This window comes from Rhodococcus sp. OK302 (genome assembly GCF_002245895.1).
GTDB lineage: Bacteria > Actinomycetota > Actinomycetes > Mycobacteriales > Mycobacteriaceae > Rhodococcus_F.
In genome coordinates this window covers 453,279-470,961 of sequence record NZ_NPJZ01000002.1, presented here as the reverse complement: position 1 = coordinate 470,961, position 17,683 = coordinate 453,279, and the positions used below count along the sequence as shown (strand labels likewise).

At 60.9% G+C, this 17,683-nt stretch carries 15 protein-coding genes and 1 pseudogene; 12 read left to right on the top strand and 4 right to left on the bottom strand.

Features of this window, described 5'->3' with window-relative positions:
• Positions 1-147: 147 nt before the first annotated feature.
• Positions 148-921 (bottom strand): IclR family transcriptional regulator, encoded by a 774-nt coding sequence (locus tag BDB13_RS30035; RefSeq protein ID WP_176459807.1) that lies wholly within the window; start codon positions 919-921, stop codon positions 148-150.
• Between the two features lie 156 nt (positions 922-1,077).
• On the opposite strand from BDB13_RS30035, the gene BDB13_RS30030 reads away from it, so the two are divergent.
• Genes BDB13_RS30030 through BDB13_RS29995 form a run of 8 tightly spaced genes read left to right on the top strand, consistent with a single transcriptional unit; the run spans position 1,078 to position 9,300 of the window.
• Complete coding sequence (locus BDB13_RS30030) at positions 1,078-2,439, top strand: MFS transporter (protein ID WP_217902183.1); 1,362 nt, start codon at positions 1,078-1,080, stop codon at positions 2,437-2,439.
• A 54-nt stretch (positions 2,440-2,493) separates the two neighbouring features.
• A complete protein-coding gene (locus BDB13_RS30025; protein ID WP_094275644.1) occupies positions 2,494-2,694 on the top strand; it encodes a tautomerase family protein in 201 nt (66 codons plus the stop codon).
• Complete coding sequence (locus BDB13_RS30020; RefSeq protein ID WP_094275643.1) at positions 2,691-3,485, top strand: alpha/beta fold hydrolase; 795 nt, start codon at positions 2,691-2,693, stop codon at positions 3,483-3,485. Before BDB13_RS30025 ends, BDB13_RS30020 begins: the two co-directional genes overlap by 4 nt.
• Before the next feature lie 18 nt (positions 3,486-3,503).
• Positions 3,504-4,193, top strand: coding sequence for an SDR family NAD(P)-dependent oxidoreductase (locus BDB13_RS30015; RefSeq protein WP_094275642.1), 690 nt, complete (start codon positions 3,504-3,506; stop codon positions 4,191-4,193).
• Positions 4,194-4,248: 55 nt separating this feature from the next.
• Positions 4,249-5,079 carry an alpha/beta fold hydrolase gene (locus tag BDB13_RS30010; RefSeq protein WP_169636543.1) on the top strand — a complete coding sequence of 277 codons (831 nt, stop codon included), beginning with the start codon at positions 4,249-4,251 and terminating at the stop codon, positions 5,077-5,079.
• Positions 5,076-7,070, top strand: a complete 1,995-nt coding sequence (locus BDB13_RS30005) for a flavin-containing monooxygenase (RefSeq protein WP_094275640.1) — start codon at positions 5,076-5,078, stop codon at positions 7,068-7,070. The genes BDB13_RS30010 and BDB13_RS30005 overlap by 4 nt, the downstream gene beginning before the upstream one ends.
• Positions 7,071-7,084: 14 nt before the next feature.
• The gene (locus tag BDB13_RS30000; RefSeq protein ID WP_254923126.1) at positions 7,085-8,074 is read left to right on the top strand and encodes a PDR/VanB family oxidoreductase; all 990 of its coding nucleotides are present in this window, start codon (positions 7,085-7,087) and stop codon (positions 8,072-8,074) included.
• A 17-nt stretch (positions 8,075-8,091) separates the two neighbouring features.
• A complete protein-coding gene (locus tag BDB13_RS29995) occupies positions 8,092-9,300 on the top strand; it encodes a cytochrome P450 (RefSeq protein WP_094275934.1) in 1,209 nt (402 codons plus the stop codon).
• Positions 9,301-9,863: 563 nt separating this feature from the next.
• On the opposite strand, the gene BDB13_RS29990 is transcribed toward BDB13_RS29995, so the two are convergent.
• A complete protein-coding gene (locus BDB13_RS29990; RefSeq protein ID WP_176459806.1) occupies positions 9,864-10,727 on the bottom strand; it encodes a LysR family transcriptional regulator in 864 nt (287 codons plus the stop codon).
• Between the two features lie 159 nt (positions 10,728-10,886).
• On the opposite strand from BDB13_RS29990, the gene BDB13_RS29985 reads away from it, so the two are divergent.
• The 4 genes from BDB13_RS29985 to BDB13_RS29960 all read left to right on the top strand — a co-directional run bounded on the left by BDB13_RS29985 (position 10,887) and on the right by BDB13_RS29960 (position 16,192).
• Complete coding sequence (locus BDB13_RS29985) at positions 10,887-11,741, top strand: amidohydrolase family protein (RefSeq protein WP_176459805.1); 855 nt, start codon at positions 10,887-10,889, stop codon at positions 11,739-11,741.
• A gap of 13 nt (positions 11,742-11,754) precedes the next feature.
• Positions 11,755-12,588 (top strand): mycofactocin-coupled SDR family oxidoreductase, encoded by an 834-nt coding sequence (locus tag BDB13_RS29980; protein WP_094275636.1) that lies wholly within the window; start codon positions 11,755-11,757, stop codon positions 12,586-12,588.
• A gap of 646 nt (positions 12,589-13,234) precedes the next feature.
• Positions 13,235-14,746: an IMP dehydrogenase gene (guaB, locus tag BDB13_RS29970; RefSeq protein WP_176459804.1), complete on the top strand. Its 1,512-nt coding sequence runs from the start codon at positions 13,235-13,237 to the stop codon at positions 14,744-14,746.
• A 780-nt stretch (positions 14,747-15,526) separates the two neighbouring features.
• Entirely contained in the window at positions 15,527-16,192 is a 666-nt protein-coding gene (locus BDB13_RS29960) for an Rv1157c family protein (protein WP_094275932.1), read from the top strand.
• 179 nt (positions 16,193-16,371) lie between these two features.
• Here BDB13_RS29960 and BDB13_RS33880 read toward each other — a convergent pair.
• Both BDB13_RS33880 and BDB13_RS29950 read right to left on the bottom strand, forming a co-directional pair.
• A pseudogene (locus BDB13_RS33880) lies at positions 16,372-16,668 on the bottom strand (DDE-type integrase/transposase/recombinase); the annotation flags it as partial.
• Between the two features lie 16 nt (positions 16,669-16,684).
• On the bottom strand, positions 16,685-17,671 hold the full coding sequence (locus BDB13_RS29950; protein ID WP_254923125.1) for a transposase: 987 nt from the start codon (positions 17,669-17,671) through the stop codon (positions 16,685-16,687).
• Between the last annotated feature and the right edge of the window lie 12 nt (positions 17,672-17,683).

Genomic DNA, 17,683 nt, shown 5'->3' with positions numbered 1-17,683 from the left:
CTTCCGTGCGCTCACAACACCGGACGATTCATCTTCCGACTCCACAGTCGGAGGTTAGCAAAATATCTGGGGCAAGAACATTGGAGTGGATGAATATTCGTTTCTCCCAACGGAACACGACCCAGTAAGGTCGAAAATCCTTGCCATTTAAGGTATCTGGGACACTCTAAAGCTCCGATGAGCATCAGCGACCGCGGCGATGAGCTGCGCACCAATCTCTTCCAAATCAGTTGTCTGCATACGAAAGATGGGCATGCAAACCGAAAGCGCAGCAATCGGTTTGCCGCGTACGTCGAGCACGGCGGCGCCGACCCCGCCGACCTCTGCGCGGAAAGATCCACGATTCACGGCATAGCCACGAGTGCGCACACGCTGAAGTTCTGTTCGCACATCAGTGGAAACAATCAGTGAACGCTCCGTGTACCGCTGTAAGGGTGCGGCAAGAATCCAGTCGAGCGCATCATCAGGAAGAGCTGCGAGTTGCGCCAAACCGGGTGAGACGCAGTGCGCCGGCGACCGACTGCCAAGAGTTCTCACCGAATGAACAGGCTTCGGCGACACGAGTTGTTCAACGTAGGTGACGTAGCGCCCCTGCAGAACAGTCAAATGGATCGTTTCCTGGGTCGCATCGTGGAGTTCGTCCATCATCGGACGGAGCCGGTGTCGAACGTCCTGACCAAGCTGTATAGCTGGCGCGAGACTGATCAACCCGGGGCCGAGACGGTAGCGAAGTTCCTCGTCCTTCTCTACCCACCCGCGCTCGACCAGAGTCTTGGCCAATCGAAAGGCGGTTGCCTTGCCCATTCCGAGACGATCCGCCAACTGCGTAACAGTCAGCCCGTTGTTCTCTGCCAAAAGCTCCAAGAGTGACAGCGCCCGGTTGACGGAACCCAGGGTGTCGGATGCGCGCGATGCGGTCATCGTTTCACCATAACGGAACATAGCGCGGAATAATTGTTCCGCTATAAGGAACGCATGTTGTTCATTGCGAAACGATCCGATTATGGTTCAGCTCACGTCACAGTCGTGACGCACATCGCGTCACAGTCGTGATGTGCACTTGGTCAGGAGGCTGAATTGGAACATCACCAAGCGAATGCCCGCCGTAAGCAGGTACGCGCTGCCGGCATCGCATCGATCACCGGATGGGCAATGGATCTCTACGATCTAACGATCATCCTCTATCTGGCACCGACCATCGGGCCGCTGCTGTTTCCCTCTCACAACGAAACTCTTCAGCTGACCTTCGTCTACGCATCGTTCGCAGTGACGCTTCTCTTCCGCCCGCTTGGCTCCGCACTGTTCGGCGCATACGCCGATCGCAATGGCCGCAAGCACGCGATGATGTTTGCAATTCTCGGAGTAGGACTGTCAACGGCGTTCATGGGAGCCGTACCCACCTATGCAGCAATAGGATTCGCTGCCCCGATCATCTTCCTTGTACTGCGGATGATCCAAGGAGTCTTCGTCGGTGGTGTTGTCGCATCAACCCATACCCTCGGAACCGAGTCAGTTAGTCCTAAGCACCGCGGACTGATGTCCGGGTTGGTCGCCGGAGGTGGAGCCGGAGCAGGCGCAGTGGTCGCGTCCATCGTTTACTTCACCGTCTCGGCCATCGTCCCCGATGAGGACTTCAGTGTTTACGGGTGGCGCGTGATGTTCTTCACCGGCATTCTCACAGCAGCATTCAGTTTTTACATCTACCGGCGCACCGAGGAATCACCCCTGTGGCAGGGGAAGCAGACCGACCCAATCGCACGCAAGTCACCCGTTCGAGAAATCTTCGGCCCCCGCTACCGCGCGACAACTCTGCTCAACATCGCGCTCGCGGCCGGTGGAGCAACCGCCTACTACCTCACCGTCGGTTTCTTCCCTACGTTCTTCGGCAAGCAACTGGGAATCGACAAATCTACCGCCGCCATCATCCTCGTCATCGCCAATCTTGGTGTCATCGCAGGTGGAGTGCTGGGCGGACACCTCAGCGACAGAATCGGACGACGCTCGGTTTTCCTGTGGTTCGGCATCCCGAATGTCATCGCATTGCCCGTGCTGTACCTGTGGATGGCTTCCTTGGATTCCTACTCCGTAGTACTGATCACCGTCATTGCGACGGTGATGGCCATGTCTGTTATGGCCGCGTCGGCCCCCACCCTGATCTTCCTCAATGAGCGTTTCCCCACCGAAATCCGAGCCACCGGCACCGGCTTGAGTTGGAATATCGGCTTCGCCATAGGTGGTGTCACCCCGGCAATCGTGACAGCCACCAGCCCCGAAGTCAGCGATATTCCACTGCGCCTTGCTATCGCCATAACAATTGCGGCCGTCATCTTCCTGTTGGCAGCACTACGGGCCGGCGAAACCCGGCATCTTGGCCTCGGCGAATCGGACCCCGCAGAGGTCTCAACGCGACTCGACAGCCATGCAAAAGATGCTGTCTGACCTGCAAGCTACGGGCAACCACCCGCCTATCTCCAACCTTAAGGAAAAATCTCGATGCCGCTCATCAACGTCAATCACGCATCTTCCCTCACTACGGAACAAATCGAAGCACTCATGGTCGGCCTTACCGACGTATACACCTCGGTAACGCATTCCAATCCCGGCGCCGTTCACGTCCTGGTGCAGCAGGTGCCCAGTGATCGCTGGAGCGTCGGAGGAGAAAGCCTGTCCAGGCGAAACTCTCAACCTGCATGAGTTTCAAATCAATCAGCCTCCAGAGAAAGGACGACATGGCGGTCCACCGCATCAACACCGATTCCACCAAGCGCCCCACGGTCGTTCTTCTGCACAGTCTTGGAACCGACCACACACTGTGGCGCCACCAGGTACCGGCACTGACACCGGAGTACAACGTGCTCACCCCCGACAGTCGCGGCCATGGGCGCAACCCGTGGCCGGGCTCCACCACGGTCGAGGACTGGACTGCCGATCTTCGGAGAGTCGTAGAAGATCACGGTCCGGTACACCTGGTCGGATTGTCCATGGGCGGCCTACAGGCAATTGCGTTCTCAGCAAACCATCCCGAATTGGTGCGCAGCGTCGTGATCGCCAACGCCTTTGCACGACTACCTGTCGATGTTGCTGACGCCCGGATCCAGGACTCGACCGCCTCGATCACCCGCGACGGAATGACCGATTTCGCCAAGCGGTACCTGGACCAGACGCTCACACGCCAACTAGACGGATCCGACTACGCGGCACTGTTCGACTCGATCTCCAGTGTGCATCCTGACGCGTACCTCGATTCCGCAAAAGCAACATTCCGCGCCGACGTCATACCGCACCTCGAGTCAATTACCTGCCCTGCGCTCGTACTTGTCGGCGAACACGATGCGAAGATACCGGCCGAACGGACAGCGGAAATCTTCGAAGGCCTCACTGACGCATCCCTCGAAGTCATCCCCGATGCCGGTCACCTGTCATGCATCGAAAACCCATCCCACTTCAACGACCAAGTGGTGTCGTTCCTGAATCGTGTCGTATAACGCCGTTAGAGAGAGCCCATGAGAACAACAATCATTACCGGCGGAGCCAGCGGAATCGGCCGCGCTATCACCGATGCGTTGCGCGCGGACGGACACCAGACCATCGTCGTCGACCTCGCCGCACCAACAGCCGAAGATATCGCAGACCTCTACATCCGCGCAGATCTGAGCACGCCCGAAGGCATCTCCACCATCGTCGAAGCCCTGCACGGCCGCGAGATCCACAACCTTGTGCACTGCGCCGCCATGGGGCAATGGTCTTCCTTCCGCGATACGGCCCGCGACGTCTGGGAACGAATCCTGCGCACGAATCTCGAAGGCGCGATCGCGATCACGCAAGCCGTCGTGCCGCTGATGCCGCAGGACTCACGGATTGTGCTGTTCGCCTCCGGCACCGTGTTCAAAGGCCCCAAGAACATGTTCGCCTACGTCGCTTCCAAGGCCGGCGTCATCGGTTTCGCCCGCTGCCTCGCCGACGAACTCGGAGATGACAACATCACCGTGAACGTCGTCAGCCCCGGCATCACCGCCACGCCGATGATCACCGACATATCCCATACCGAGGACGCCAATATCGCCGGCCGCTCCATCAAACGACGCGCCTACCCCGAAGACATCGTCGGCCCGGTGAAGTTCCTACTTTCCCCCGATGCCGCGTTCGTCACCGGACAGACCCTCTGCGTCGACGGCGGCTCCGTCAAACACTGACCGACGTCACAAACGCCACGCACCTCCCCCCGCACTGAAACGGATACCCCTCACCGTGTACGAAAAGAAATCAGTCATCGCCGACGGCTTCCACACCACCTACCTCGAAGCAGGCAACCCCCAGCACGACACCATCGTCCTCGTCCACGACGGAGGATTCGGCACCACAGCAGAACTGTGCTGGGGAGATGTGATCCCGCTGCTGAGCACACAATTCCATGTTCTAGCGCCTGAGCTCCTCGGATGGGGTGGAACCGATAAAGCGGTGTTTTTCGATCGACCGCCCTACTCGCCCCGCGTCAAGCATGTGGCCGCCTTCTGCCAAGAACTCGGCGTCGACCGTGCCCACTTCGTCGGAGCATCGTTCGGAGGATCGATGGTCTTGCGCGCAGTATCGGACCCCACCAAACCGTGGCCGGCGATCCGTGCGGTCAGCATTTCCGGAACGGGCGGGCCATATCGACTCCCGGAAGGTATCGCTGCGCTGGCGGACTACACACCCAGCCTCGAAGACGCCGCGCGAATGACCGGGTACATGGTCCGAAGTCTCGATGGATTGGACGACCATATCCAGCAGCGGTACGAGAACAGTCTCATCCCCGGGCATTGGGAAGCGATGAACGCCACTCGATTGAGCAACCCTGTAGCGCCACGCAAGCAGACAGTGGACCCTTTCCTCGACAATTTGGCACAGATCGACGTTCCTCTCCTCCTGATAGAAGGCCGCCACGACGAACTCCTGGAATCCGGATGGTCGAAGAAGCTCGCAGACCTCACGCCACACGCGCAGGCAACCGAGGTCGACTACGCTCACGAGCCCAACATCGACGCGCCGGAGGAAACTGCTCGCCTCGTCATCGAGTTCCTCACCGGAGACTTCTCATGACATCGACCGGCATTACCATCGGTGAATCCGCCACGGGTGAGTGCGACCCATACAACAAGTACGACACCTACCTGCCGATCGTCGAAGACGACGATTTCCTCGAACAGGCGGTCAACGACGCCGAACTCCCCGCACTGCTTGCTGCCCTCGCCCTCGCGAACGCGGACCTGTCGCTGCTCACGGATCAGGTCAAACCTCCCCTGCCGCCGATGGGCTCCGTCATTGCGCCCCAAGGCGGAATGACTCAAGGGGCACAACAGCTTGCACGGGAAGTGGCTGTCAAGGCGCTCAAGCGCCTGCGCGACCGCGGCTCGGCACCCGCCGCCGAACCATCCGAAGAGTTCCTCGCAGACGTCATGAAATTCCTCACCAAGGACGCCGGCGACGAGTACCTTCCGCTGCTACGACACGAACTCGGCGTACCGAAGGACTACGGATCGCCCACATGGAAAAAAGCCGACATCGCCCCTGATGTCGAGTTCAGCGTGGCGATCATCGGAGCCGGCATCTCGGGAATGGCGGCTGCCCACCGGATTCAGCAGGCCGGCGTCGACTACGTCGTCTTCGAGAAGAACACAGAAGTCGGAGGCACGTGGTGGGAAAACGTCTACCCCGGATGCCGCCTCGATACCCCCAATTTCGCATACAGCTTCTCGTTCGCACAGAAGGCCGACTGGCCGCAGCAGTTCTCCACGCGGAACGAGATCGAGAACTATCTGCGTGATGTGGCAACATCATTCGACCTTCGACCCAATATTCAGTTCGGAACCGAAATCGTCTCAGCGCAGTTCGACGATGACAGCGGCACCTGGACTCTGACCACACAGACCACAGAGGGGCACAGTCGAACTCTCCGTGTCAACGCTGTGATCACCGCAGTCGGTCAGCTGAATCGGCCGAACATTCCAGAGATTCCCGGACTCGAATCGTTCGAGGGACGATACTTCCACTCAGCACAATGGGACACCAGCCTGGATCTGACCGGACTGAAAGTGGCCGTGGTCGGGACCGGGGCCAGCGCATACCAGATCGTCCCCTCGATCGCCGACAGCGTGCAGCATCTGAGCGTCTTCCAGCGAAGCGCGCCGTGGATGCTCCCGACCCCCCGCTATCTCGACGACATCCCTCCGGGTATGAGTTGGCTGTTGCGCCACGTGCCGCACTACGGACGCTGGTATCGCTTCTGGCAGTTCTGGATTGCAGCAGAAGGCCGGCTGCCCTTCGTCGAGGCGGATCCCGATTGGACGGACAGCGAGAGCACCTCGGCGAACAATGCCGAGCTGCGGCGCCAACTCCTCTCCCATCTCGAAGGCCAACTTTCGGACCGGCCAGACCTGCTCACGAAGATGACGCCGACCTACCCGCCGGGCGCCAAGCGAATGCTTCGTGACAACGGCGTTTGGTCCGCCACCCTCAAGCAGCCTCACGTCGACTTGGTTACCGAGGGAATCGATGCGATTACTGCGGAAGGAATCCGCACCTCTGATGGAATTCTGCATGACGTAGACGTCATCGTCTTCGCAACCGGCTTCCACGCTTCGGATTACCTCGCACCGATAGAGGTGACCGGCCGCAGTGGCCGAGATCTCCACGAACACTGGGGCGGCGATGCACGGGCATACATGGGCATTACCGTGCCATCCTTCCCCAACCTCTTCATGTTGATGGGCCCTAACACGGGAGTCGTCGTCAACGGAAGCTCCCTCTACATGGCCGAGTGCGCGGCCGAATACACGGTCGCGTGCATCGGAGAGCTCTTGCGCACACGCAAGAAGACGATCGAGCCGCACCACGATGCGACGCAAGCGTTTTGCGAACGCGTCGACGCCGGCAACCTTCTACGCACGTGGGGCGTAGCGAAGACCCACACTTGGTATCGAAACAGCTTCGGGCGAGCAACCCAGGTATGGCCCTTTTCGCTACTGGAGTTCTATCAGTTGACCCGCGAACCGGATCTGACCGCATTCGACCTCGAGGGTGACTTGGCATGAGCGGAGGCATCGCTATGCGTACAACACTAGGTGGTGGTGCGGAAACTATGTCGCCAAACGGTTTCGGCCAGGCGGCCGCATTGCGCGTCGAGGCTCGCGAGCAGGTTGCAGAGAACATTATTTCGCTCACGTTGGCGGACCCCTCGGGGAACCGGCTTCCGCCCTGGACCCCCGGTTCGCACATCGATCTGATCCTTCCGAACGGGATGGCACGCCAGTACTCGCTGTGCGGAAACCGTTGGGATACATACCATTACCGCATCGCAGTCCTCAGAGAACCCAACGGCCGCGGCGGGTCCGAATGGATACACGCCAACGTCGATGAAGGGGACATCCTCGGCTACGGCGGACCGCGAAATCACTTCCCCATGGTTCCTGCCGAGCAGTACGTCTTCATCGCAGGCGGAATCGGCATAACACCGCTCATCTCGATGATCGAACAAGCGGTGCGCACTGGCCGTTCGTGGCGACTGCTTTTCGGAGGGCGTAGCCGCCAATCGATGGCATTCCTAGAGGAGCTGGAACGCTACACCGAGCACGTGCATATTGCTCCACAAGACGAGGTCGGGTTGCTCGATCTCGACGACTGGATCCCCGGTCTGGATCCCGGGACCAAGGTGTACTGCTGTGGTCCTACCGGACTGCTGGACGTGGTCGAATCAGCATGCCGGAAGTGTCCGCCCTATACGCTGCACACAGAGCGCTTCGAAGCGCCCGCACACGAGTCCTCGCAGGATCGTTCCTTCATCCTCAAACTCCAGCGCTCAGGAATCGAACTTGAAGTCGAGCCCGGAACGAGCACTCTCGATGCGCTGAGCGGCGCTGGAATCGGAATCATCTCGTCCTGCCGACAAGGGACCTGCGGGACGTGCGAAGTTCCGGTGGTAGATGGCATCCCTGACCACCGAGACAGCGTGCTCGACGAAGTTGACCGGCAGGCTGGTGATTGCATGATCGCCTGCGTCTCACGCGCTCACACACCGCAACTCACGCTCGACCTATGAACACAGATCGGAGCACAATGACGACCTCGACAACTCCCCCACAGTCCTTCTCGCGCAGCGACATTGATCCGTACTCCCTAGACAACCTCCTCGACCGATCACGAGTTCAACGCGAGGTAAGAGAAACTGCCCCTATCGTCTATCTGAACGAATACGGTGTGTACGCAACCGGACGTTACGACACGATCCGAGAGGTATTCGCGGACTGGCCGCACTACCAGGTAGGAGCGGGCGTTGGCCTCGCCAACTTTCACACGGAAAAGCCCTGGAGGCCTCCGGCAACTCCGACTGAGACCGACCCGCCCGAGCATGACGCCCCTCGAAGAGTCCTCACCGAGGTGCTCGGTATGCGCGCACTTCGCCGACTGCGCGAACAGTGGACCGAAGAGGCGGAGGAGGTCGTCGATCGCCTTCTTGCAGCAGGTGAGGATATCGACGCGATGGCCGACTTGGCATCCGCCTTTCCGCTGAAGGTATTTCCCGACGCAGTTGGACTACCCGCCGAGAATCGGAACAACCTGCTGGCCTACGGAGACCTTGTCTTCAACGCATTCGGCCCCCAAAACGAACACTTCCACAGCGGCGCAGCACGACTCACGGAACTCTCTCAGTGGGTGACAACGCTGTGCCAGAGAGAATCACTGAGTCCCGACGGTTTCGGAGCCAAAATATGGGAAGCCTCGGACCGCGGAGAACTCACAGCGGACCAAGCACCCTTGGTGGTCCGCTCACTTTTGTCCGCCGGCATCGACACGACTGTCCATGGAATTGCGGCCATCCTGCACGCTTTCGCCACCAATCCAGACGAGTGGCAACGACTCCGTAGCGAACCACAGCTGGCGCGCCGCGCCTTCGACGAAGCTGTCCGTTGGGCGTCCCCGCTACAGTTCGTTTTCCACACGACGTCAAAGCGTGTCGAACTCGAAGGGGTAGAACTCGACCAGCACAGCAAGGTTATGTTGCTCATCGGTGCAGGAAACCGTGATCCTCGACGGTGGGATGACGGAGACGAGTTCACTCTCACGCGCGATCCATCCGGTCACCTCGGATTCGGGATGGGCCTTCACCAATGCGTCGGCCAACACGTGGCGCGACTCGAAGCGGAAGCACTCCTGACCGTTCTAATCGACAAAGTCAGTCACATCGAGCTGGCGGGCACACCGCAGCGAGGAGTAAACAACACCCTACAAACATGGAAGACCCTCCCCATTCGATTGACGACCTAACCTCAATCTTGTACGAGAGGTTAGGTGCCGGCCTGATAGGTTCACCGATCAGGCCGGCACCGCCTGAAGGGTGCTCCGGGCGTGACAGGTCGACCCGTCTGCAGTCGAGATGCTGCCGGAACCAGCAAGCGAGATACCCGCCCATCCGCTTCACCTTGAGATTTCTGAAATCGGTGAGATGACGAACCACCCATCCGGCGCCGGTGGCCGCAGTGGAAGCCACCCACGTACGCAAGCATGACCTGCCTTGAGATTGCCCAGGGGTCTGAAGCCTTGCGGACGCGGAACTGCGGATCAGTTGCCCACCGTGCCTTCCCGCTCCCAGACAAGATGACGTGTACGTCGGTATCGCCGGGATGGCGTTGAAGGATCTCGCGAAGTGCCTCGGCATTGGATCGCGTCCGAAATCAGCTGCCACACCATCGAGCCCGCAACCTGGAAATCACAGCCGCTCAGTTTCTAGACAACCAACCAAGCCGCGAACGAGGCCTGAAACTACAAACCCTCACCCAATTTTCAAAACTCCGAGTCGGATCAACCATCAATCAGAAAATTCCTTCCGTTCAAGTATTGGGAAACTCTGTGGCGAGTGCATCGATGATCTGGGGTGTGCCGAGATCGGTTCGCCAGGTCACATACCACTCCGTCGCACATGGCGGCGAGATCGGTCGCCACGTTCGCCCCGGGGGTTGATAGCCCATGGACTCCACGCAAATCAGGACGGTGTCGCAGTCGTCGACTAGGTCTGCGCCCGTGGCTGCGCCGAACGTGGTGGTGCGACTCCACTTCGGTGCTTCTCCGGTCATTTCCAGAATGCTTTCGACGAAGCTGTTCCAGCGACTGAGGGCGCTGTCGATAGACACGATCGGGTACTGGACGAGCTCTGCGCGGTCTACGGCGTCGAATGCGGCCAGTGGGTGATCGTCGGAAATCACCACGATCACCGGTTCACGGGTGAGCAACCGAGTTTGCAATCCCGGTCCATGAATGGCCTCTCCAATTGCCAGGGTGAGGGATCCGCTCACGAGTCGGTCGCGAACCTGACTGTGCGGCAATGTTGTTTGATTGATGGCATGGTCCGGACACGATCGTCGGAGCGCCGAGAGCACTCGGCGCGGGACCGTGAGTGAGGGTTCGGAAACATGCACATACACAGCAGGATTGGCGGCGCCGGTTCGACGGGTCGCGTCAATGGCGTCAGCGATATCGACGAGTATGTGGCGTGCACGGGCAGCCAACAGGGTTCCCGCGGCCGTAGGAGCGACCGTGCGGCTGGTGCGATCGAACAGTTTCACGCCGATGCGGCGTTCGATTCGCAGGATCGCTTGGCTGAAAGCGGGCTGCGCGATGTGCACTCGCTCCGCCGCCCGGGTGAAGTTGCGTTCCGCCTCCAACGCAGCAACGTATTCGAGATCGCGCACGCTCATATCTAGCATGCTCACATGCTAGATCCAGTCGGATTAAGCGTTGGTAATCTCGTCCCGATCAGCCAAGAATTGTGGTGCCCAAAGGTTTACCGACGACACGCGCCACCGAGCGCTCGCGTCGAATGCCTACCTACCTTTCGTGAACGGGAGCTGAACAAATTGACGTATGACGTAGTTGATGCGCATGTGCATCTGTGGTCTGTCACCGACAACGCGTGGTATCCGGCATTGCAGAGTATGGCCGGCCAGCTAGAACTACCCGAGCTGTACAGCGACTTCCTACCTACCAACTATCTCGAGGCGGCCGGAGATTTCAAGGTCGACGCTTTCGTGCACGTGTCCGCCACCACGGCAACCCGCACCTACCTCGATGAGCAAGCTTGGGTCGAAGAACTCGCCGATCGCGCAGCACTGAACCTGGTGACGATCGGCACCATCGACCCCACACTGTCGGAGTCCGAGATCATTGCCGACCTCGAACGTCAGGCCCAGAGTGACCGATTCCGCGGAGTGCGCGTCCTCTACGACTTCCACCCCGACAGCACCGCGGCGAATGCTGTGCTGCAATGGCTCAACGACCGCAACCATGTATTCGACTTGGTCACACAGCCTCCGAACATGGCTGCGTGGCTACGCACTCTCGAGAGATACCCAGACGTAACGGTGGTCTTGGAGCACTGCGGTTGGCCCTCATCGACCACAGGCGCTGATCGCGACCACTGGGCAGAGGCAATGCGCGCCTGCGCGGAGCGCACCAACGCATTGTGCAAGATCTCCGGGCTGGGGATGGTGACCGGCGACCTGTCGTCGGCAGCACTGCGACCATGGGTCGAAGGTGCGATCGAGGTATTCGGTTGGGACCGAGTCACTTTCGGATCGAACACGCCGATCGAAACAATGGCCGGTTCCTACAGTCAGTTCATCGAATCGCTGCGCGCGATTGTCGGCGAATCATCGGACCGGGAGCTTCGTTCGTTCTACTCCGACAATGCTCGCCGCTACTACAAAATTTGAGAAGGGAGGGCACATGACCCAATTCGAAGGGAAAGTTGCGCTCATCACCGGCGCGGCGAGGGGACAGGGACGCGCCCATGCCCAGGCCCTCGCAGAAGGCGGCGCGACGATCATCGCGATCGACTGCTGCACGGACGTGGACACGATTCCGTACCCACTCGCCCGCACGGAAGACCTGAAGGAAACGGAACGTCTCGTCGAAGCAGCCGGATCTCATTGCATCACAATGGAAATAGATACCCGCGACAGCGGCGGCATACGAGCTGCCGTCAGCCGAAGCATCTCAGAATTCGGACGGCTCGACATCTGCATCGCGAACGCGGGCGTGGTGAGTTTCGGGAAGATCGCGGACCTGACCGACGTTCAATGGGCCACCATGATCGACATCAACCTCACCGGGGTGTTCAATACTCTTCGGGCTGCTGCGCCCCCGATGATCGAGCAAGGTTTCGGCCGCATCATCACGGTCGCATCGATGGGCGGTAGAGCGGGCACGCCGAATCTCGGGCACTACTCCGCCGCTAAGTGGGGAGTGATCGGACTGACGAAATCCCTGGCCCTCGAGACCGCAGGGAGTGGAGTTACCGCGAACACCGTATGCCCGGGAACCGTCTCCACGAACATGGTCCACAACCAGGCGATGTACTCGCTGTTCGCACCGGACATCGACAACCCGACCAAGGAACAGGTGGCCGGTCGATACGCCGGCCTCAATCCCATGCGAGTGCCCTGGAGCGAGGTATCCGACGTTACGGCCGCCGTCTTGTACCTCGCCTCCGATCAGGCACGGCATGTATCCGGAACGACCCTCGAAATCAGCGCTGGTGTATCCGCACGCCTCCCGTGAGATCACATTGACAGTCAGCGCATTCCACCCCACCGGGTGAGTCGCGATGTTGCGCCCGCTGCGTGGGGTGAGCTGGCCATCTCAACCCACCCCGCGCAGCACACCCGCCAAATACAGCCGCACACACTGATCAGCAAGTCGCTCCAACGGATACACCGTCGACGGCTCGAAGCACCGCACGGTGAGCCAAAGCCCGTCGCGAATCAATCGGAAGGCGACCCGGACATCCAACTGCCCGTCGAAGTCCCCTGCCTTACAGCCTCTTTCGAGAGTCGAAAGCCAATACTGTTGCAGCGAAAAGGTACGGGACTGGAAGTTCTCGTCAACGTCGCACGCGCGGAGGATCCGCGAGTCTTGCGCATAGATCGTCGAGGCCTGTGGATGACGATGCGTCACCGCAAGGAAGTGCGAATGAGGTGTTCGAGTTCCGCTCCAGCATCTAGGACAGCGTCGTCGAGCACGCGATACTCCGCGATCAGTTCGTCGAGGTAGCGAACCACAATCGCAGCCGCAATCGCCTCTTTGGTCGGAAAATAGTGGTAGAGGCTCCCGGGCTCTTCGAGCCATCACTACCTGGACAAAGGTGTGAGGAGACGCACCCTAGGATGGTGAAACCCGTCCTGACCGCATCCGAAAGGCGTTGCACGTGAGCGCGAACGAAATTTTCAATCCCTTCGCCTTTGAGGGCCTGACCTATGACGACGTACTGCTGTTGCCCGGCTCGACCGACGTCATCCCCTCTGAAGCGGATACGAGCACGCGCCTGAGCCGCCGCATCAACATCAACGTCCCGATCCTCTCCGCCGCGATGGACACCGTCACGGAGGCGCCGATGGCGATCGCCCTGGCCCGACTGGGCGGCATCGGCATCATTCACCGCAACATCTCGATCGAGAACCAGGCCCGCCAGGTGGACCAGGTCAAGCGTTCGGAATCGGGCATGATCTCCGACCCGGTGACGATCGCCCCGGACGCGACGCTGCAGGACCTGGACGATCTGTGCGCGCACTACCACGTCTCCGGTCTGCCGGTCGTGGACGAGGACCGAAAGCTGTTGGGCATCATCACCAACCGCGACACCCGTTTCGTCCCGCGCACCGAGTGGCCCACCACCAAAATCGACGAGAAGATGACCTCCATGCCGTTGATCACGGCTCCGGTGGGCACGTCCCGCGACGCCGTTCTGGAGCTGCTGGCTAAGCACCGCATCGAGAAGCTGCCGCTGGTGGACGCGAACAACGTCCTGCAGGGCCTCATCACCGTCAAGGATTTCGACAAGGCCGAGGATTACCCGCTTGCCACCAAGGACGACGAGGGCCGTTTGCGCGTCGGCGCCGCCGTGGGCTTCTTCGGCGAGGGCTACGACCGTGCCATGACGCTCGTGGAAGCCGGTGTAGACGTTCTGGTCGTGGACACCGCCAACGGCCATAGCCAGGGCGTGCTGGACATGATCGCGCGCCTGAAGAAGGATCCGGCCGCCGCGCACGTGGACGTCATCGGCGGACAGGCCGCCACCCGCGAGGGCGCCCAGGCGCTCATCGACGCCGGCGCCGACGCGATCAAGGTCGGCGTGGGCCCGGGCTCCATCTGCACCACCCGCATCGTCGCCGGCGTGGGTGTCCCACAGGTCACCGCGATCTACGAGTGCGCGAAGGCCGCAATCCCCGCAGGCGTCCCGGTCATCGCCGACGGAGGCCTGCAGTACTCGGGCGACATCGGCAAGGCTCTCGTCGCCGGTGCCGACTCCGTCATGCTCGGCTCGCTGCTGGCCGGAACGCAGCAGTCTCCGGGTGACCTGATTTTCGTCAACGGCCGCCAGTTCAAGACCTACCGCGGCATGGGCTCGCTGGGCGCCATGCAGACGCGTGGGAAGAACACGTCCTACTCCAAGGACCGTTACTTCCAGGCGGATGTCCCGTCCGACGAGAAGTTGATCCCCGAGGGCATCGAGGGTCAGGTTCCTTACCGCGGACCGCTCTCCTCCGTCGTTCACCAGCTGGTGGGCGGCCTGCGCCAGACCATGTTCTATGTGGGTGGCCACACGGTGCCGGAGCTGAAGGCCCGCGGCAAGTTCGTCCGCATCACCGCGGCCGGTCTGAAGGAATCGCACCCGCATGACATCGCGATGACTGTCGAGGCACCGAATTACCACCGGTGACACGCGGCGCCCGATCTGGTCCGACGGTTGCAGGATGAATGCCCCGATGCCGCGCTCGCGCAGGTGGGAGCGAATGGTGCGAGAAGAGTAGGCCTCGTCTGCGCGGACCCGGTCCGGCTTCGTGCGAGGTCGACCGGGTCCGTGGCGGGTGATCCGCAGGTGGTTCATCAGATCGAGTCGCAAGTGCCCAGACCATCACCCGGATGGGCCAACTGCAACATGTCGTCACGACAACAGGACCCGAATGGGTTATGCCTAGCAATAACCACGCACGGTGTTCGGCGACCGCCAACACGCGTGCAAGCGCACGCGGGCAAGACAATCCACCAAACAACAACCACACCCCGGACCATCGGGTTGCAACGCGCAGCCGCGCAGTTAGTGGCCCATGCACCAGCTCTGAAAACCACCGGCCACATCGGAATGATCTGCAACATCCTCGAACAAACCGGAATCGAAACCACTCGATGGACAGGCCGAGACATCGCCCGTGAACTGACCAAGGACACCCAAACCCGCGGCTGGGTATGGCCTGCGCAACTAACTCGCCCCGGCGCCTTTCTGCGATGGAGACTCGCCCAGATCGACTGGGCGACAACCACCCCTGCAGAACGCGCCAACGAACACGATCACTCTCGCCGTGCCGAACAAACCGCCCGACGAGCACTCGATTTCCACTACCGGTGGCAACCCAGTGGCGATGGAATGAGGGTGCGCGCCAGCACCGGACTACGGCGCGCCACCCAAACCAAAACAGACTGTTCGCATTACTGTTCAGGCATGCACAAACGGATTGCAGGACTGATGGCGTGTGTCGGTGTTGTCATGGCTGTGACCGGCCCGGCTCAGGCCAACGCCCAACCGCTGGGCGACGTGGCAGCAGTATCGGCTGCGTTGCAGTCCGCAGCGATGCCGATCAGTACCCGAACTGCAGCGTCAGTCGCGACGACGCTCTCGCGGATCGCCGGCGGGGCTCCTCGATACAACTATTTTCCGAGGTCCGTGCACCTGGTAGAAGGACAGGCCCAGCCTTTCCTGTACGACACGGCGGCGGCCGATTGTCTGCCGAGCGGATTTGGCAGCGACAACTACTCGGTCGGCATTGCCCAAGCGATTGCGGGTCCCGCGGTCGACGAGAGTCTGCCGGTGCCGATCATCGCTCCGGGCCAGGTGAATGTGTTTTTCAGCGCCATGAACACGGCGATGTCCTCGCCCCGCCAAGCTGACCTGCTCGAGGTTGCGTGGGTCAATCTGAGCACCATGGCATCCGGACGTGCGCCGCTCCATCAGCAGCGCCCGGCTGATTACGTCGTGACTCTGTCCAACACGCTCGACACGGGCCGAGGCACCGTCGTGTTCGTGGTTTTCGGTAGCGTGCTCGACAATACGAGCAATGGGTTGCCGCCGTGTGACTTTGCGCCGGTGGTCGGCGTCGTCCAGACGTGACTGCGTCCAGGTTTCTGTGGGGCGCAGCGATTTTCAGTCTCGATTGAGTCGGGAACGTACTTCCGACATCTTGGCGTGTAGTTCGTCCTCACTGAGGGCACTGTCACGTTGCCTGAAAAACGTTGCCGCGAAACCTGTTTTGGGTATGCTGTTCCGGTATACCGCCGGTCCGTTCACTGTCAGGCAGCGGCGTCGGTCGCGGTGACTTCCTGCCAGACCGCGAAACGGTCGGCCATCTCGGTACGCCACTCGACCGCGGTCAGCAGGTGTCGGCGTGGCCGGAAATGCGGCGAAATACCCGAGAAAGCGGAGAGAAGCGTTGCGCGTGCCCGGCTGAGGTGAAGCGTTTCATCGCCCGCTCCCGCTGTCGGGCGGGTTGATGGGAATTCTCGGCCCGGTTGCTGAAAATACTTCGACTGCCGATGCTCCACCGATGACAGCATCTCGCGATGGGCCACCCCGTAGCTACCCAGCTTGAGTTCCTAACAACAGTCAAGCGACATCGAGCCTCGTAGACTCGAAATCGGTGGGCCGGGATGTTGGAGCGCTCGGCGACTCCTGTTGCTCCCGACCCGCCCTCACCTTCAGCCGCTTCGACTGACGTTGGTGAGCAGCCTTCTCGCGAATCTTCGGGTCAACCAGGTGGTGTTCACGGACGATGCTGAGGCCCTCCGCGGGTGTGATGATGCGGCCGTCGGTATCGCGCAACACGTAATACTCTCCGGCGCGCCAGCAGGCGGCGATCCGGGTCAGCAGCGTGGTCGCGATGTGGCAGATCGCGGAGTCGTGGTGACGTTCGGAGTTCCTGAGCCGGACATACTTCACCGCGAGCTGCGGGTCCGTCTTGCGGGCGTGGTCGGCGGCATTGAACAAGGCCTCCCGCAGAAGTGGGTCCCCGGCCTTGGTCAGCCCGTATTGGTGGTTGTGCAGTCCGGACTGGCTGACCTTGGGGACCAGCCCGGAGTAGGCACGGATCGCAGCGAGACTGGGAAACCGGTGCGGGTCACCGATCCGGCCGGCGACGACAGCGGAATTGACCGGCCCCATCCCCGGCGCGGAAGCGATAATCCCTGTCGGGTCGGCTTCCTCGTAGAGATCGGCGATCCGCTCGTCGAGATCCTCGACCTGCTCGGTGAGCACTCGGGCCTGCAGTGCCTCGACCGCGATGTCGGCGGCGAGTTCGGCGAAGTCGATGCCGTCAGGACCCCACAGTTCGAGTGATTCGCGCGCCGCTGCCAGCAGCGTTCGGGCGTGTTCGTCGCGCCAGGCTCCGCGGGAATACCGGATCAGGAATCGGGTCAGACGAGCGGGGCCCAGACGCAGGATGCTGGTGGGGTCGGCGTAGCGGATCAGTACGGCGAGTGCACATTTGCCGTACTTGCTGCCCAAGGCGTCGTACCAGCTGGGGCCGAGCAGTTCGAGTTGCGCATCCAGTCGTTGGTAGATCGCGGTGCGCCGCTTGACGATCGACGATCGCATCTTGACCGCTCT

Excerpts from the sequence above, each read along its gene's own strand:
- BDB13_RS30035 (WP_176459807.1), bottom strand. The coding sequence starts at position 921 with ATGACCGCATCGCGCGCATCCGACACCCTGGGTTCCGTCAACCGGGCG.
- BDB13_RS30025 (WP_094275644.1), top strand. The coding sequence starts at position 2,494 with ATGCCGCTCATCAACGTCAATCACGCATCTTCCCTCACTACGGAACAA.
- BDB13_RS30020 (WP_094275643.1), top strand. The coding sequence starts at position 2,691 with ATGAGTTTCAAATCAATCAGCCTCCAGAGAAAGGACGACATGGCGGTC.
- BDB13_RS30015 (WP_094275642.1), top strand. The coding sequence starts at position 3,504 with ATGAGAACAACAATCATTACCGGCGGAGCCAGCGGAATCGGCCGCGCT.
- BDB13_RS30005 (WP_094275640.1), top strand. The coding sequence starts at position 5,076 with ATGACATCGACCGGCATTACCATCGGTGAATCCGCCACGGGTGAGTGC.
- BDB13_RS30000 (WP_254923126.1), top strand. The coding sequence starts at position 7,085 with ATGCGTACAACACTAGGTGGTGGTGCGGAAACTATGTCGCCAAACGGT.
- BDB13_RS29995 (WP_094275934.1), top strand. The coding sequence starts at position 8,092 with ATGACGACCTCGACAACTCCCCCACAGTCCTTCTCGCGCAGCGACATT.
- BDB13_RS29990 (WP_176459806.1), bottom strand. The coding sequence starts at position 10,727 with ATGAGCGTGCGCGATCTCGAATACGTTGCTGCGTTGGAGGCGGAACGC.
- BDB13_RS29980 (WP_094275636.1), top strand. The coding sequence starts at position 11,755 with ATGACCCAATTCGAAGGGAAAGTTGCGCTCATCACCGGCGCGGCGAGG.
- BDB13_RS29960 (WP_094275932.1), top strand. The coding sequence starts at position 15,527 with ATGCACAAACGGATTGCAGGACTGATGGCGTGTGTCGGTGTTGTCATG.
- BDB13_RS29950 (WP_254923125.1), bottom strand. The coding sequence starts at position 17,671 with ATGCGATCGTCGATCGTCAAGCGGCGCACCGCGATCTACCAACGACTG.